This is a genomic window from Streptomyces qinglanensis (genome assembly GCF_900111245.1).
GTDB classification, from domain to species: Bacteria; Actinomycetota; Actinomycetes; order Streptomycetales; family Streptomycetaceae; genus Streptomyces; species Streptomyces qinglanensis.
Map to the genome: position 1 here is coordinate 213808 of NZ_FOGO01000006.1, position 14087 is coordinate 227894.

Genomic DNA, 14087 nt, shown 5'->3' on the forward strand with positions numbered 1-14087 from the left:
CAGGGGGCAGTCCGGGAGGAGCGGTCCCTCGGGTGCACGCGTGCCGGTCGCCGGGGTGCGTGCCGCCGTACCGGCGGACGCCGGACCTCTCCGGTGGGCCCGTCCCGGGCGGCGGCGGACCGGCCGCCGGGGCCCGGTCGGCCGCCGGGTGGGCAGGCGCCGGGTGGGCGGGCGCCGGGTGGGCGGGCGCCGGGTGGGCGGGCGCCGGGTGGGCGGGCGCCGGGTGGGCGGGCGCCGGGTGGGCGGGCGCCGGCCGCTGCGCCGCGCATATGCCGTCCCGCTCTCCGCGCCCGTGCCGTGTCGCGGACCGCCGGGGTCCGCGCCGGTCCGCGCGGGCCGACGGGGGAATCTCCGCCGGTCACGCACCCGGCCGCGCCGCCACGGGCCGGGGTGTGGTGCGATGGCGGTGCCGGAAACGGTCTCGGGGAATGTGGACCCCGGCACAGACCGTTGTCCGGTGCCAGGGCGCGGCCCGCCCTGATGCCCCCACCGCAGGAGACAGCATGAGCACCATCGAGCTGACCAAGGAAAACTTCGAGGAGACGGTCTCCGGGAACGACTTCGTCCTGATCGACTTCTGGGCGTCCTGGTGCGGCCCGTGCCGCAGCTTCGCGCCGGTCTACGAGGCTGCCGCGGAGCGGCACTCGGACCTGACGTTCGCCAAGGTGGACACGGAGGCCCAGCAGGAGATCGCCGCCGCCTTCGAGGTGCAGTCCATCCCGACGCTCGCGATCATCCGGGACCGCACCCTGGTGTTCTCGCAGCCCGGCGCGCTGCCCGAGGCCGCGCTGGAGGACCTGATCGGCCAGGCCCGCGAGCTGGACATGGAAGAGGTCCGGCGCGCCGCCGAGGCCGAGGCCCAGGCCGCGGAGGGCGGGGAGAGCTCCGGCGCCTGAGCCGCCGCAGCAGCAGCGCATGAGGACGGCCGCCCGGTGTTCGCCGGGCGGCCGTCCTCATGCGGTTCCGCACCCCCCGCATGCGGTTCCGCAGCCCCCGCCGCGCATCGCCCGCAAAGCGGTGGCGCCGGGTCCGGGGGCTCCGCGGCGCCGAGCGGCCCTGCCCGGAGGCATCGGGCGGGCACGCGCCCGGAGGCGTCAGGCAGGCACGTGCCGGGAGGCCAGCCGGACGTCGTGGCGCACCGGGTGGCCGTCGCGGACGCGTATCCGGGCGACGGCGGCGAGCCGGTCGGGGCTGCTGGCGATGACGTTCACGTACTGGTCGGCGAGGCCGGCCGCCGCGTACTCGCCGCGCCCGTCGGTGAGCGCGCGCACCAGCTCCCTGCCGTGTGCTCCGGTGACCGTGATGGCGACCCCGGCCAGCGGCCGCCCGTCCTCGTCGGTGACCTGTCCCGTCAGTCCGGGGTCCGGCAGGCCCACGCGGTGCTGGTGCGGGGCGACCGCGCAGGGCTGCGGCAGCTCGAAGGCCGGGTCCTCGACCGGCGGCTCGGCGGGCTCGGCCTCCTCGGCGGCTCCCGGCGCCGCCTTGCGGGCCGCGCGGCGCTCCTTCCACGCGCCGAGGGCGATGAGGGCGGCTCCGGCGGCGACCCATGCGCAGAGGACGAGGGTGTGCCGCCAGACGTCCTTCCCGTCGAAGTAGAACAGCCCGCGGAGCGCCTCGATCAGATTGCCCATCGGCATGACCGGATGCAGGGCCCGGAAGAAACCGGGCACCATCTGGACGGGGATCGCGCCGCCGCTGGAGGGCATGCTGAGCAGGACGAACAGGCCCATCGCCACGCCGGGGAAGAACTGCTTGCAGAACGGGACCAGCCCGTAGGAGGTGAGGGCGACCGCCTGGGTCATCAAGAAGACCAGCGGAACGGCGAGCAGGTCGTCCGGTATCACGTCCATGGAGCGGGCCACGAGGAAGGCGACGACGCTCTCCACCACGCCGACGGACACCAGGGTGAGGACCTTCCTGCCGCGCCCCAGGGTGGTGGCGCGCAGCAGCATCATGACGCTGATGTAGGACGGAATGGTGCAGGCGAGGACGAGATAGAAGAGCCCGGTGCCCATCCCGTCGCCGGGTGCGGTGGGGGCCGCCTCGTGGACCTGGAGCGTGCCGCCGCTGTGCTGCGCCACGCCGGTGAAGGTCTTCTGGAGGACCGCTTCGAGCGAGTAGCCGTCCGCCTTGGCGACGTAGAGCCGGGGGTGCTCGGCGTCGGGCACGAAGCCCGCCGTGGCCGCCCGGTCGGTGACCGCGTCGTGTGCCGCCTGCGCGTCGGCGACCTGGTGGACGTCGAACGCTCCGGGGCGCTGCTGTTCGAGGGCCTGTCCGAGCTGGTGGGCCGTCGGCCCGGCGACGGCCACGTCCACGTGGTGCGGCACCGGGTTGTGGAAGGGCAGCAGGTAGCAGACGAGGAAACCGGTGAAGAAGAACGCCGGGAACCAGAGCGTCTCCGCCAGGGTGCGTACGGTCGCGCCGAGTGCCCGGGGGCTGCTGCCCGTGCGCTCCGGGTCCGCCTTGTGTTCCGCCATGGACAGGGTCCGCCTCCTCGTGCGTACGGCGCGGCAAGATAAATGGCCTAGCCAATGGTTAGAGAGGCTAACAGAAACCTGCAGTGCTGCAAAAATGCACTACTGTAGGAACCACCGCAGCACGGACAGGAACCGGAATCAGCACGGGGAGCACAGATGACCGCCCAGTCCGCCGGAACCGACACCCGAGGGCTCCGGGAGCGCAAGAAGCTGGAGACCCGTTCGGCGCTGCGCGCCGCGGCGGTGCGGATGTACCTGGAGCGCGGGCCCGCAGCCGTCACCGTGCAGGACATCTGCGAGGCCGCGGGAGTCTCGCAGCGCACCTTCTTCAACTACTTCGAGACCAAGGACGACGCGGTCTTCGACTGGGACCGCCGGCTGGCCGGGCAGCTCGTGGAGCTGCTCACCGCCCGCCCCGCGAGCGAGCCGCCGCTGGAGGCCGTGCACCGGACGCTCCGCACCGCCCTCCCGGCCCTGGTCGCCGACGCGGGCTGGCGGGAGCGCCGACGGCTGCTGGGCGCCTATCCGGAGCTGGTCCCCAAGCTGCTGCACAGCAACAGCCATCTGGCGGAGGCCCTGGCCGAGGCGGTCGCCGAGCGCACCGGGCTGCCCCCGGACGCCCTCTACCCCCGCCTGCTGGCCGGCGCCGGGCTGACGGTGTTGCGCTCCTCGATCCGGGCCTGGGACCCGGAGTCCCCGGCCGAGGATCTGCTGGCCGTGCTCGACTCCTGCTTCGCCTCGCTGGCCGCCGGGCTGCCGCGCCCCGAGAGCGACGACCCGGTGCACTCGGCGCGCTGAGGCCGGTGCGGCGCCCGCGGGCGGGGCACCCGGCCCACCGTCCCTCCGGCGCCGGGCACCTCGTGGCAGGAGGTCGGCCGGGAGGTGTCAGCGGCCGCCCAGTGCCGCCTCCAGGTCGTAGTGCACCGGCTGCTCCAACTGCTCGTAGGTGCACGAGCGCGGCTCGCGGTCCGGGCGCCAGCGGCGGAAGAGCACCGTGTGCCGGAAGCGCTCGCCCTCCATGTGGTCGTAGGCCACCTCGCACACCCGCTCGGGCCGCAGCGGCACCCAGGAGGCGTCCTTGCCGCCGCTCCACCGGCTGGGCGCGCCCGGCATCCGGCCCTCCTGCTGCGCTTCCTCCTCCGCCCAGCGGGCCCACGGGTGCTCCTCGGGGCGGTCGGTTCGCAGCGGTGCCAGCTCCCGCATCAGCTCGCGCCTGCGCGCCGCAGGGAACGAGGAGGAGGCGCCGACGTACTGGAGCGCGCCCGAGGCGTCGTACAGCCCGAGCAGCAGGGACCCGAGCGCCTCGGGGCCGCTCTTGTGGGGACGCAGTCCGGCCGGCACGCAGTCGGCCGTGCGCTCGTGCTTGACCTTGAGCATCACCCGCTCCCCCGGCCGGTAGGGCAGCTCCGTCCGCTTGGCCACCACGCCGTCGAGTCCGGCGCCCTCGTACTGCGCGAACCACTCCCGTGCCACCGCGCTGTCGTGGGTCACCGGCGCCAGATGCAGCGGCGGGCGGCACCCCTCCAGCGCGGATTCCAGCATCCCACGGCGCGCGGAGAGGGGCTCGGCCATGGCGTCGGCAGCGCCCAGGGCCAGCAGATCGAAGGCGACGTAGGAGACGGGCGTCCGCTCGGCCAGCAGCCGCACCCGGGAGGCGGCCGGGTGGATGCGCTGCTGGAGCGCCTCGAAGTCCAGCCGTCCGCCCACCGGCAGCACGATCTCGCCGTCCAGCACGCAGCGCTCCGGCAGCCGTTCCCGCAGCGCCGCGACGAGTTCGGGGAAGTAGCGGACCAGGGACTTGCCGGTCCGGCTGAGCAGCTCGACCTCGTCGCCGTCCCGGAAGACCAGGCAGCGGAAGCCGTCCCACTTGGCCTCGTACTGCATGCCCTCCGGAACGGCGGACACGGCCTTGGCGAGCATCGGGCGTACCGGAGGCATGACAGGCAGTCGCATACCTCCGACTGTGCGGACCGGCAGCGGTTCCCGCACGCCAGGTGATCCTTTCCGGTGAGCATCCGCACGGCAGCGGCGACGCACCGCGCCCGCACGGTGCCGGTGCACGCGCCGCACGGTGCCGCACCGCCGCGCCCCGCCGGGGGTACGCGGAACCCGCGTACCCGCCCGGCAGCCGCCGGAGCCCGCCGACGGCTGCGAGCGGTCCGCCCGCCGCCCCGCCTGCCGGGCCCGGAGCGCCGGACGCGCCGGGCGCACCCGATGGCGGACAGGCGCCGCCCCAGCGCACCCCGCAGCACCGGGAGTTGCGCGGCACCGCTCTCCGCCGACGCGCCCCCCGACCATGCGATACGGGGGTTTGGGCCACCCTCGCGTTCCCCGGTGGCGGGGCGGGGAAGTTCTCACAGCGTCGGACGACCGGCTTCCGGGGGCTTCGCGGTACGAGCGCCGTCCCCGGCGGCCGGACGGGAGCGGCACCGGCCGCACCGAGCACAACCGACCACAGAAGGGGGACCGTCGGATGAACCGGACCGCACCGACCGCTTCACCCTTCGCGCACACCGCCGCAACCGGTGCGGGCGGCCCGGGAACGCGGCAGCGGACACCCGCGACGCGCCGGATACCCGGGCCGGGACGGACCGGTCAGGTGGCGCCCGCCGGGCGGTAGCACCGTCCGGACGCCGCCGCGGTCCACCCGGCGGACACCTCGGCAGACACCCGCAGCTCACCCGCCCGGCCGCCGTACCCACCCACCCCAGCACCCGCGCCCCTCCGCAGCCGTTCCGGTCGGTGCCGGGACCACCCTGATGACCTCTCCGCGCCCCGTGGACCGCCAGCGGTCGGCTCCGGACCGCTGCCGCGGCTGCCGCGGCCCTCCGGGCCCCGGCGGCGCCCGAGAACCGCGCCGCGGCCGCACGGCCGGTCCGCCACGGACCCGCGCGGACAGACCGCGCGGACGCGACGCCGCACCTTCCTCCGCCCCGGCCCCGGAGCCTTCGGCGCCGGAATCCGGTGCCGGAATCCGGTGCCGGAATCCGGTGCCGGACGCACGTATCCCCCTCCGATCCCCCTCCGATCCCCCTCCGAGAACGGAAGGAACACCATGTCGACGTCCCCTTCTTCGGAACGCGCGCCGGTGCGCGGCCGCGGCGCGGCACCGCGCGGGCCCGCACGGACCGTGGCGCTGGTGGGGGCCGAGTTCGGCTGGGGCAGCGGGGGCAAGCTGAGCGCGATCCTCGCCGCGCTGGCCGAACGGGCACCGGGTGCGCTGCGCTTGGTCGGACTCGGCTCGGGCCTGGGCCGCCCGCTGCTGACCGGGTACCCCGTGGACGCCTGGTACGACCTGCCCGCCTCCTCGGCCCGCCGGGAGGAGGCCCTCCGGAAGATCGTGCGCGAGCACGCGGTGACAGCCGCGCTGGTGGTCCTCGACGGCGGGTGGGCCCGCGCGCTGGAGGCGGCGGGAGTGCCCACGGTGTTCGTGGACAGCCTGCCCTTCCTCTGGACCGACGGAGACCGGCCCGACCTGCCGCTGGACGTGTCCGTCTACTGTGCCCAGCGGTGTCCCGAACTGCCCCCGGAGTGCCACGGGGTACTCGGCGACATCCGCGAACTGCGCTGGATCGAGGGCATCGTGGCCCTTCCCGAGCACCGGCTCCCCCGGCCGCGGAAGGCCGAGCCGGGGCCGTACCGCTCGGCGCTGGTCAACCTCGGCGGGCTGCGGGCGCCCCGGCTGGCCGACTGGTCCCCCTACCCGCGACTGGTGGTACCGCCGGTGCTGGCGGCCCTCGCCGACCACGGGGTCCGCGACGTGCACCTGGCGGGCAACCTCCCGCCGGAGACGGCCGCCCGGCTCACCGCGCCTACGGGTCCCACGGAGCCTGCGGGCAGCGGCGTCCCGCAGGTCACCGTCGGACCGCTGAGCCACGGAGCGTTCCTGGACCGGCTGGCGGAGTGCGACGTCCTGCTCACCTCACCGGGACTGACCACGCTCCTGGAAGCCGGGGCCCGGGGCGTGCCCGCCGTCTGCCTGCCGCCGCAGAACCTCAGCCAGATCTTCAACGCCCGCTTCCACCACCGGGCTGTCGGCGCCGACGTCCGTGTCCGCTGGCCGGAGGGCGTCTGCCCCGAGGACGAAGCGCTGGCGCTGCGCACCGGGGGCGAGGGCAAGGCCCTGGAGATGATCTACCGGGCGATCGCCGGGACCGCCGGAGCGCCGGAGGCGCACCGCACCCGCGACACACTGCGGCAGACCGTCGGCACGGCGCTGCGCGCGGCCACGGCACACCGCGCCTGGGACGGCCTCGCCACCGCGCTCGGCACCGGCGGAGCCGGCCAGGTCGCCGACGCGCTGCTGTCCCTCGCCGGGACGGCCCACTGACCCGCTCCAGCACTCCCGCAGTCCGGAGGTTCCCGCCATGCCCCAGCGTCAGCGGTATCTGTTCGTCAGGATCCTGGAAGCCTGCAACGCCGACTGCTTCATGTGCGAGTTCGCCCTCTCCCGCGACACCTTCCGCTTCTCCCGGCGGGACTTCGCCGAACTGCTCCCGGAGGCGGTGGCCGCCGGGGTGCGGTACGTCCGCTTCACCGGCGGCGAGCCGCTGATGCACCCCGAGGTGGTGGCACTCGTCCGGGACGGCACAGCGGCCGGAATGCGGATGTCCCTGATCACCAACGGCAGTCTGCTGCCCAGGATGGCTCCCTCGCTCGCCGAGGCGGGGCTCGCCCAGGTGATCGTCAGTCTGGACGGCTCCTCGGCCGCCACCCACGACGTCTACCGCCGGTCGCCCGGCATGTTCGACAGCGGGCTGCGCGGACTGCGCGAGTGCGCGGCGCTCGGTGTGCTGCCGCGGGTCAACACCGTGGTGGGACCGCACAACTACCCCCAGATGCCCGAACTGCAGCGCGTCCTGACCGAGGCGGGCGTGCGGCAGTGGGAGCTGTCCGCGCTGAAGCTGGAGCGCTCGATCCGCTACCCCGACCCGGCCCACGTGCGCGCGGTCTGCGACCCGCTCTACGCGGCCGACCCCGACACCGTGCTGGTCCCGATGGGCAAGCGCTTCTACGGGGACACCCCGCAGGAGCAGGAGCGCTACTTCGCCGACTCGCAGACCCCGCGGGCCTCCGAACCGCTGTGCCACGTGGTGGACGACGTCATCTACATCGACGGCAAGCACGGCCGCAGCTACGCGTGCAGCTGCCTGCCGCACCGCGAGGGGTCCGAGGGACCGGGCGGCGCACCGCTGCGCGAGCACGGGTCGATCCGCCTGGACACCCCGGTCTTCCGGGAGCACGCCGACCACTTCCGCACCCAGGGCCCGCGCAGTTGCGCGGGGTGCTCGACGACCGCCGCCGGCTACAGCGACGACGTCGCCCGGCTGGGCACCGCGGCTCCGTGGCGCTACTGAACCGGCCCGCCCGCCCCTTCCACCCGCTCACGATCGGAGCGCAGATGGCCACCATCCCGGCGGACGACCGGCACCCGGCGCCCGCACCGCGGCCGAGGGGCGACCGTGTCCCGCGAGGCGCCGCACGCCTGCTGCTGGTGCCCCGTGCCGCCGAGCTGGACTCGCTGCTGGCCTGCCGCCGGGTCGCCGCGCACCTCACCGACCTGCGGATCGTGTCCCGGCCCCGGGCGGCCGATCCGGACGGCGCAGCGGCCGAGCAGGCTGCCGATGTGGCTCTGGTCTGCGACGACGGACCGGCAGCCGGGATGCTGCTGGACCGGGGCGTCCCGGTGGTGTGGCTGCGCTCGGGGCACGACCACGCGCCTGGATCCGCCGGCTGCCCAGGTGACCGCACGGTGCGCAGGGTGCACCGGCCGGGCTGGCTGCCGCCCTCCGGCAGCACCCCGGACGGCGCTGGGGGCGCCCTGCCGGTCGGGACGCTGGCCCCGCTGCGGCTGACCCGGTCCCGGCGGCGCGGCGGCACACTGCTGCTGCTCTCCTTCTGGGGCGTGCCGGACGACGAGGCCGCCGCCTTCGCCCGGGAGGCGCTGCCGGGCCTCACCGCTGCGGCGGTACGGCACACCGGCGGTTGCACGGTGGTCCACGACCGGGCCGGGCCGCCGGTACGGGCGGCCCTGGAGGCGGTGCGGCGCCCCGGCCGGCACGCGCCGGCCGGCCGCCTGCCGGGCCTGCCCGCCGCGCCGGACGCCGGTGGCGGCGTCACCGTCCACCGTGCGGCCGATGTGGACGTGGACGCGTGGCACGCCGCCGCCGAGGCGTTCTGGACATCGCCGACCCTGTGCGGTCTCGCGCTGGCGCGGGCCCGCGGCTCCCCCGTGGCGCTGCTGCCGCCGCTGGGCGACGCCCAACGAGACCTCGCCGCCCGGCTGTCGGCGCGCACCGCGGACCCGCGGAGCACCGGAGCGGACGCCGCGGCGCCGGAAGCGCCGGGAGGGCCGGGAGAGCCGCGAGGGCCGCAAGGGCCGCAAGGGCCGCAGGGGCCAAGAGGCAGCTTCCCGGCGGGAATCCCGGCGCGCTTCCTGCCGGAGAGCGCCGGGTCCGGAGCCGCGCCTTTCCCGCAGGAACCGGACCCGGAGGACCTGCGCGGGGCCCAGCGGGTCGCACGGGCGCTGCGCCAACTCGCGTTCGCCCCCCTGTGACGGCCTCCGGCTCAGCCGTCCGCCTCCCGAGCTCCCGTCCCCCGCCCGGAACCGCCCCCCTCCCGCCACTGTTCCCTCTTCCCAGCGGACCTGGAGTCGTCATGTCCCGCACGTCCGGCGAAACCGAAGCGAGCACCGAACCGCAGCCCGCGCCGCGGGCACCCGCCGCCCCCGCGGCGTTCCGCCCCACCGTCCCGGACGCGCAGTGGCGGGACTGGCGTTGGCACATGCGCAAGCGCGTCACCAACGCCGAGAAGGCGCGGCAGTGGATCCGCCTGACACCAGACGAGGAGGAGGCCATCGTCCGCTCGGCGGGCCGCTACCGCTGGTCGGTCACGCCCTACTACGCCTCCTTGATGGATCCCGACGACCCGCTCTGCCCGGTCCGCCGCCAGGCGGTGCCGGCGCTGGCGGAGCTGATGGAGCACAGCGGCGCCGAAGTCGACCCGGTGGGCGACATGTACTACCGGAAGACCAACCGCGTGGTGCACAAGTACCCGGACCGGGTGATCATGCTGGTCACCGAGGCGTGTCCGGTCTACTGCCGGCACTGCACGCGCAAGTTCCACACCACCGACGTCGAAGGCACCTACTTCCGGGAGAACGAGGGCAGTTCCTACGAGGAGGACCTGCGGTACATCGCCGCCCACCCGGAGATCCGGGACGTGCTGCTGACCGGCGGCGACCCGCTCTCCTACCGGGACGGCACCCTGGAGGAGATCGTCTCCGGGCTCCGCGCGATCCCGAGCGTCGAGATCATCCGGATCGGCAGCCGGTTCCCGGTGCTGCTGCCGCAGCGGATCACCGACGAACTGTGCGGCATGCTCGCCCGGTACCACCCGGTGTGGCTGAACACCCACTTCAACCATCCCAAGGAGATCACCGGCGAGGCGGCCGCCGCGGTCGACCGGCTGCTGCGGCACGGCATCCCGGTGGGCAACCAGACGGTGCTGCTGCGCGGCGTCAACGACGACGTGGCCACCATGCGGACGCTGATGACCGGACTGCTGCGCATCCGGGTGCGGCCGTACTACCTCTACCACTGCGACAACGTCACCGGTGTCTCGCACTTCATGACCTCCGTGGAGAAGGGCTGGGAGATCATGGAGGGTCTCCAGGGCCACATCACCGGCTTCGCCGTACCGCAGTACGTGCTCACCACGAAGATCGGCAAGATCCCCGTCGCCCGGCCCGCGTTCCACGAGACCCCGGAGGGACTGCGGCTGCGCAACTACCGCGGCGAGGAGCTGACCGTGGACCGTTCCGTGTACCCGGTCCGGGAGGCCGATCTGCGATGACCCTCGACAAACGAGCAGGCCAGCGCTTCCTGCCGTACGGGGCCAACTACCTCGACTGGTCCGACATGGCCGAGTTGCGCGAGGTGATCGACCACCGGGTGCTCTTCCGCTACCAGACCGAGCAGGAGAGCATGGCCTCCCGGCTGGAGCGGACAGCCGCCGAGCGGCTCGGCGCCCGGCACGCGCTCGCCGTGCACAACGGCACCGAGGCCCTGCGACTGTGCCTGATCTCCACCCGGCCGTCCGTCGGGGACCTCGTGCACATCCCCGCGGTGACCTTCGTCGCGGTGGCCGGAGCCGTGCTCTCCTGCGGGCTGATCCCGGTCCTGGTCGACGTCGACGAGTCGCTCGCGCTGGATACCGGGCTGCTGCCGCCGGACGCCCGGCGCGTGATCACCGCGCACATGGAGGGCACCGTCGCGCCGGTACCGGCGCACGTCCCGTACCTCATCGAGGACTGTGCACAGTCGCTGGGCGCCCGGTTCCCGGACGGCCGGCAGGTCGGCACCGCCGGGTACGCCGGCACCTTCAGCTTCCACCACAACAAGGTGCTCACCTCCGGCGAGGGCGGCCTGGTGGTGACCGGCGACCCGGCCGCCTGGGCGCGGATGCGCTGCTACCACGACCACGGCTCGGCCCGGGTGCCGGGCAGCTACCCCACCTGGAACGAGGACGCCCACTTCGGCGAGAACCTCGTCACCAGCGAGGGCGTGGCGGCCGTGCAGTGCCAGCAGTTCCGGCACCTGGACGAGGTCCTGGCCGGGCTGGAGCGGATGTACGCCCTCGCGGTGGACCGGCTGCCGGACCGCCCCGACCTGAGCGTGCTGCCCCGCTCGGCGGGCGACGCCAAGGTCAGCGTGCGGATGCGCTGGGAGAGCCGGGAACTGCGGGACGCGGCGGTGGCCGCGCTCACCGCCCGGGGCATCGCCAACTGGACGCTGAACAAGTATCTGCTGCCCGAGCACCCGGTGCTGACCGGCCGCCGCTCACCGTATGCGGACGGCTTCCCGTGGAGCCACGCCCCCGCGGGGCCGCTGGCGCTCAGCGCGGACGGCTTCGCGCGCACCCGCGACCTGCTGGACCGCACCCTGTGCGTGCCGCTCTCACCCGAACTGCCGGAGCCCGCGCAGATCGAGGCGGCCAAGGCCGTGCAGCAGGCCCTGGAGACGGTGTGAGCGCCCCGCCGGGCGGGGTCCCCGGGCACCGCGGCCAGGACGGCGCGGCGGCGCCCGAGCCGCAGCCGCCGGTGCTGCTGCTGGCCGACGACCGGGCCACGTCCTTCACCCGGTACGCGGCGCGCGCGGCAGCCGGGCGGCTGGTGCTCCTGCGGTTCGCCGCGCAGCGCCGGGCGCTGTCCCCGGAGTACGTGCGCGAGACCGCGCACCTGCCCGCGTTCTGGATCCGCGAGGGGGTGCCGCCGGCCGAGGAGGCCCGCCGCTACCGCGCCTGGGCCGCCGAACTGCCCGCCGCGCCCACCCGGTTCTGCAACCCCTCGGAACCGCAGCAGGAGACGGCGCAGGAGTTCGCCGCGCTGGCCGGGCTGCCGCACCTGACCAGGCAGCAGGTGCGGTGGGTGCGTGACAAGGCCGCCATGAAGGCGAGGTTTCGCGAACTGGGCCTGGCCACCGCCGCCTGGCGCCGGGTGCGCGCGCCTGCGGAGGTGCTGCGCTTCGCCGGCCGGTACGGCTGGCCGCTGGTGCTCAAGCCGGTGGACTCCTTCGCCTGCATCGACACCCACCGGCTGGACGGGCCCGCCGCTCTCGACGGCGTCGACTGGCGGGCGCGGGAGTGGATGGCCGAGGAGTTCCTGACCGGCACCGAATGGGAGGCGTGCGCCCTGATCCACGGCGGACGGGTGCTGGACGCCTGGCCCAGTGCGATGCCCTGCCGTCCGCTGGAGATCGTCTCCGGCGCGATGAACGCCAACATCAGCGTGGCCACGGGCGCGGGGCCGCCGGTGGATCTGCCCGCGCTGGTGCAGCGGATCACCACCGGCATGGGCATCGACCACGGCTACCTGCACATGGAGTTCTTCGAGCGGGACGGCACCGTCTTCGCGAGCGAGGTCGGGCTGCGGATGGCCGGCTGCGAGATCGCCGCCAACCACGGGCACGCCTACGGCTTCGACATCTTCGGCGCCACCCTGGACGTCTACCGCGGCCGCCGCCCCGAACTGCGCTACCGGCACCGGCGGTGCGTCGGGGACCTGCTGCTGCCGCTGCCCGGCTCCGGTGTGGTCCGGCACATCACACCGGCGGAGCAACTGCGCCGCATCCCCGGCACCCTGGACGTCGTTCTCCAGGTCGGGGCCGGAGACACCGTGCACAGCCGGCGCGCCTCGCACAGCGCGAGCGGACACGTCCACGTCGCCGGGGACTCCGTCGCACAGGTGGAGCGGCGGATGCGCGCGGTGCTGGACGCCTTCACCATCGAGCTGGCGCCGCTGCCGCACTCCGCTCCGGCCGCGGCCGAAGGAGGTACGAGTACGTGACCAGCCGTCCCCCCGGCCAGGTGCGCCGCTTCCGGATGCTGTTGACCCGCCGCCAGGTGGCCGGTCCGGCCTGGTGGAGCGTCGTCTCCCGGCTGCCCGTCTACCTGATGTCGCTGGCCATGGTGCTGGTGGTGCGCGAACAGGGCGGCAGCTATGCGCGGGCCGGTCTCGTCGCCGCGTTCTACACCCTGGGCATGGCGCTGGGCAGCCCGCTCGTCGCACGCCAGGTGGACCGCCGGGGGCGGCGCCCGGTGCTGCTGGCCACCGGCATCGCCTACCCGGCGGCGCTCGCGCTGCTCGTGGCGAGCGGCGGTCCCGGCGACCGGCTCCAGCCCGTGCTGGCCTTCGCGGCGGGTGTCCTGCTGCCACCCGCGAACTCCGTGATGCGCTCGCTGTGGGCCCGGCTGCCGCTGGCCGACGACGAGCGCAGGACCGCCTACCTGTGGGAGGCGCTGCTCACCGAACTGCTGGTGATCGGGGCGCCGCTGATGCTCGCCGGACTGATGCTCGCCGACTCGGCCGGACTGGCGGTGGTGGCCGTCGCGACACTGGGCGGGGCCGGTTCCCTCGGGCTGGCGCTCACCCGCCTGCCGCCGGGGGTCGCGGAGGCACCGGCGGCGACGCCGGAAGCGGCGCCCCGCCTGCTGGGCCCGCTGCGCTCCCGCGCGCTGCTCGCGCTCGTCGCGGTGATGGCGCTGAGCGCCGTGCCGATCGGGCTGCTGACGCTGGCCGTTCCCGCCTTCCTGGACGCGCGCGGCAGCACCGGCACCACGGGTGTGGTGTACGCCTGCTGGGGAGTCGGCAGCGCGCTGGGCGCACTCTGGCTGGGGCGGTCCCAGGACGGCACTCCGGTGCACCGCCGCTTCCCCTGGCTGGTGCTGGCCTTCGCGGCGGGCGCGGGACTGCCGCTGCTGGCCGTCTCCCCGCTCACCCTGGGGCTGGCGCTGGCCGTCGGCGGCGTCCCCATCGCGCTGGTCTCCGCGAGCGAGATGACGCTGGTCAGCCAGGTCGCCGACGGCCGGCTGCTCACCGAGGCGTTCACCTGGGCGTCCCTGGCGACCGTGGTCGGCGACGCGGTCGGCCAGCAGGTGGGCGGGCTGCTCGTGGAACCCGCCGGTCCGCGCGCGGTGTTCGGCGCCGCGCTCGCCGCCGGTCTGGCCGCGGCGCTGCTGGCCTTCGGGTGCCGGCCGCTGCTGGGCCGCAGCGCGCCCGAGGAGGTGCAGGAGCCCGTGTGACGGTCCCCGTTCCGTACCCCGCGCAGGCCG

General features: G+C 75.0%; 11 protein-coding genes. 9 read left to right on the top strand and 2 right to left on the bottom strand.

The features are described 5' to 3' along the window. Positions 1–503: 503 nt before the first annotated feature. The gene (gene trxA / locus BMX65_RS15280; protein WP_075000817.1) at positions 504–896 is read left to right on the top strand and encodes a thioredoxin; all 393 of its coding nucleotides are present in this window, start codon (positions 504–506) and stop codon (positions 894–896) included. A gap of 198 nt (positions 897–1094) precedes the next feature. On the opposite strand, the gene BMX65_RS15285 is transcribed toward trxA, so the two are convergent. Next, entirely contained in the window at positions 1095–2477 is a 1383-nt protein-coding gene (locus BMX65_RS15285; protein WP_075000818.1) for a carboxypeptidase regulatory-like domain-containing protein, read from the bottom strand. A gap of 156 nt (positions 2478–2633) precedes the next feature. Between BMX65_RS15285 and BMX65_RS15290 the strand changes: the two genes are divergently transcribed. Then, complete coding sequence (locus BMX65_RS15290) at positions 2634–3275, top strand: TetR/AcrR family transcriptional regulator (RefSeq protein WP_075000819.1); 642 nt, start codon at positions 2634–2636, stop codon at positions 3273–3275. Between the two features lie 87 nt (positions 3276–3362). Here BMX65_RS15290 and BMX65_RS15295 read toward each other — a convergent pair whose 3' ends face one another. Continuing rightward, complete coding sequence (locus BMX65_RS15295; protein ID WP_177214275.1) at positions 3363–4430, bottom strand: ATP-dependent DNA ligase; 1068 nt, start codon at positions 4428–4430, stop codon at positions 3363–3365. A 1102-nt stretch (positions 4431–5532) separates the two neighbouring features. On the opposite strand from BMX65_RS15295, the gene BMX65_RS15300 reads away from it, so the two are divergent. The 7 genes from BMX65_RS15300 to BMX65_RS32105 all read left to right on the top strand — a co-directional run bounded on the left by BMX65_RS15300 (position 5533) and on the right by BMX65_RS32105 (position 14057). Then, complete coding sequence (locus BMX65_RS15300) at positions 5533–6807, top strand: hydroxymethylcytosylglucuronate/cytosylglucuronate synthase (protein ID WP_079171904.1); 1275 nt, start codon at positions 5533–5535, stop codon at positions 6805–6807. A 37-nt stretch (positions 6808–6844) separates the two neighbouring features. Beyond that, complete coding sequence (gene blsE / locus BMX65_RS15305) at positions 6845–7834, top strand: cytosylglucuronate decarboxylase (RefSeq protein WP_075000821.1); 990 nt, start codon at positions 6845–6847, stop codon at positions 7832–7834. Next, positions 7822–9033: a CGA synthase-related protein gene (blsF, locus tag BMX65_RS15310; protein ID WP_143081849.1), complete on the top strand. Its 1212-nt coding sequence runs from the start codon at positions 7822–7824 to the stop codon at positions 9031–9033. Before blsE ends, blsF begins: the two co-directional genes overlap by 13 nt. A 101-nt stretch (positions 9034–9134) precedes the next feature. After that, positions 9135–10331: an arginine 2,3-aminomutase gene (gene blsG, locus BMX65_RS15315; protein ID WP_075000823.1), complete on the top strand. Its 1197-nt coding sequence runs from the start codon at positions 9135–9137 to the stop codon at positions 10329–10331. Continuing rightward, positions 10328–11506, top strand: a complete 1179-nt coding sequence (locus BMX65_RS15320; protein ID WP_075000824.1) for a DegT/DnrJ/EryC1/StrS family aminotransferase — start codon at positions 10328–10330, stop codon at positions 11504–11506. Before blsG ends, BMX65_RS15320 begins: the two co-directional genes overlap by 4 nt. Continuing rightward, positions 11503–12822, top strand: coding sequence for an ATP-grasp domain-containing protein (locus tag BMX65_RS15325; protein ID WP_239501987.1), 1320 nt, complete (start codon positions 11503–11505; stop codon positions 12820–12822). Before BMX65_RS15320 ends, BMX65_RS15325 begins: the two co-directional genes overlap by 4 nt. Continuing rightward, positions 12819–14057: an MFS transporter gene (locus BMX65_RS32105; protein ID WP_239501988.1), complete on the top strand. Its 1239-nt coding sequence runs from the start codon at positions 12819–12821 to the stop codon at positions 14055–14057. Before BMX65_RS15325 ends, BMX65_RS32105 begins: the two co-directional genes overlap by 4 nt. The last annotated feature ends 30 nt before the right edge of the window (positions 14058–14087 follow it).

What these genes read in the sequence shown, in the direction of transcription:
- BMX65_RS15300 (WP_079171904.1), top strand. Translation starts at nt 5,533, where the DNA reads ATGTCGACGTCCCCTTCTTCGGAACGCGCGCCGGTGCGCGGCCGCGGC.
- BMX65_RS15295 (WP_177214275.1), bottom strand. Translation starts at nt 4,430, where the DNA reads ATGCGACTGCCTGTCATGCCTCCGGTACGCCCGATGCTCGCCAAGGCC.
- blsE (WP_075000821.1), top strand. Translation starts at nt 6,845, where the DNA reads ATGCCCCAGCGTCAGCGGTATCTGTTCGTCAGGATCCTGGAAGCCTGC.
- BMX65_RS15285 (WP_075000818.1), bottom strand. Translation starts at nt 2,477, where the DNA reads ATGGCGGAACACAAGGCGGACCCGGAGCGCACGGGCAGCAGCCCCCGG.
- trxA (WP_075000817.1), top strand. Translation starts at nt 504, where the DNA reads ATGAGCACCATCGAGCTGACCAAGGAAAACTTCGAGGAGACGGTCTCC.
- blsG (WP_075000823.1), top strand. Translation starts at nt 9,135, where the DNA reads ATGTCCCGCACGTCCGGCGAAACCGAAGCGAGCACCGAACCGCAGCCC.
- BMX65_RS15290 (WP_075000819.1), top strand. Translation starts at nt 2,634, where the DNA reads ATGACCGCCCAGTCCGCCGGAACCGACACCCGAGGGCTCCGGGAGCGC.
- BMX65_RS15320 (WP_075000824.1), top strand. Translation starts at nt 10,328, where the DNA reads ATGACCCTCGACAAACGAGCAGGCCAGCGCTTCCTGCCGTACGGGGCC.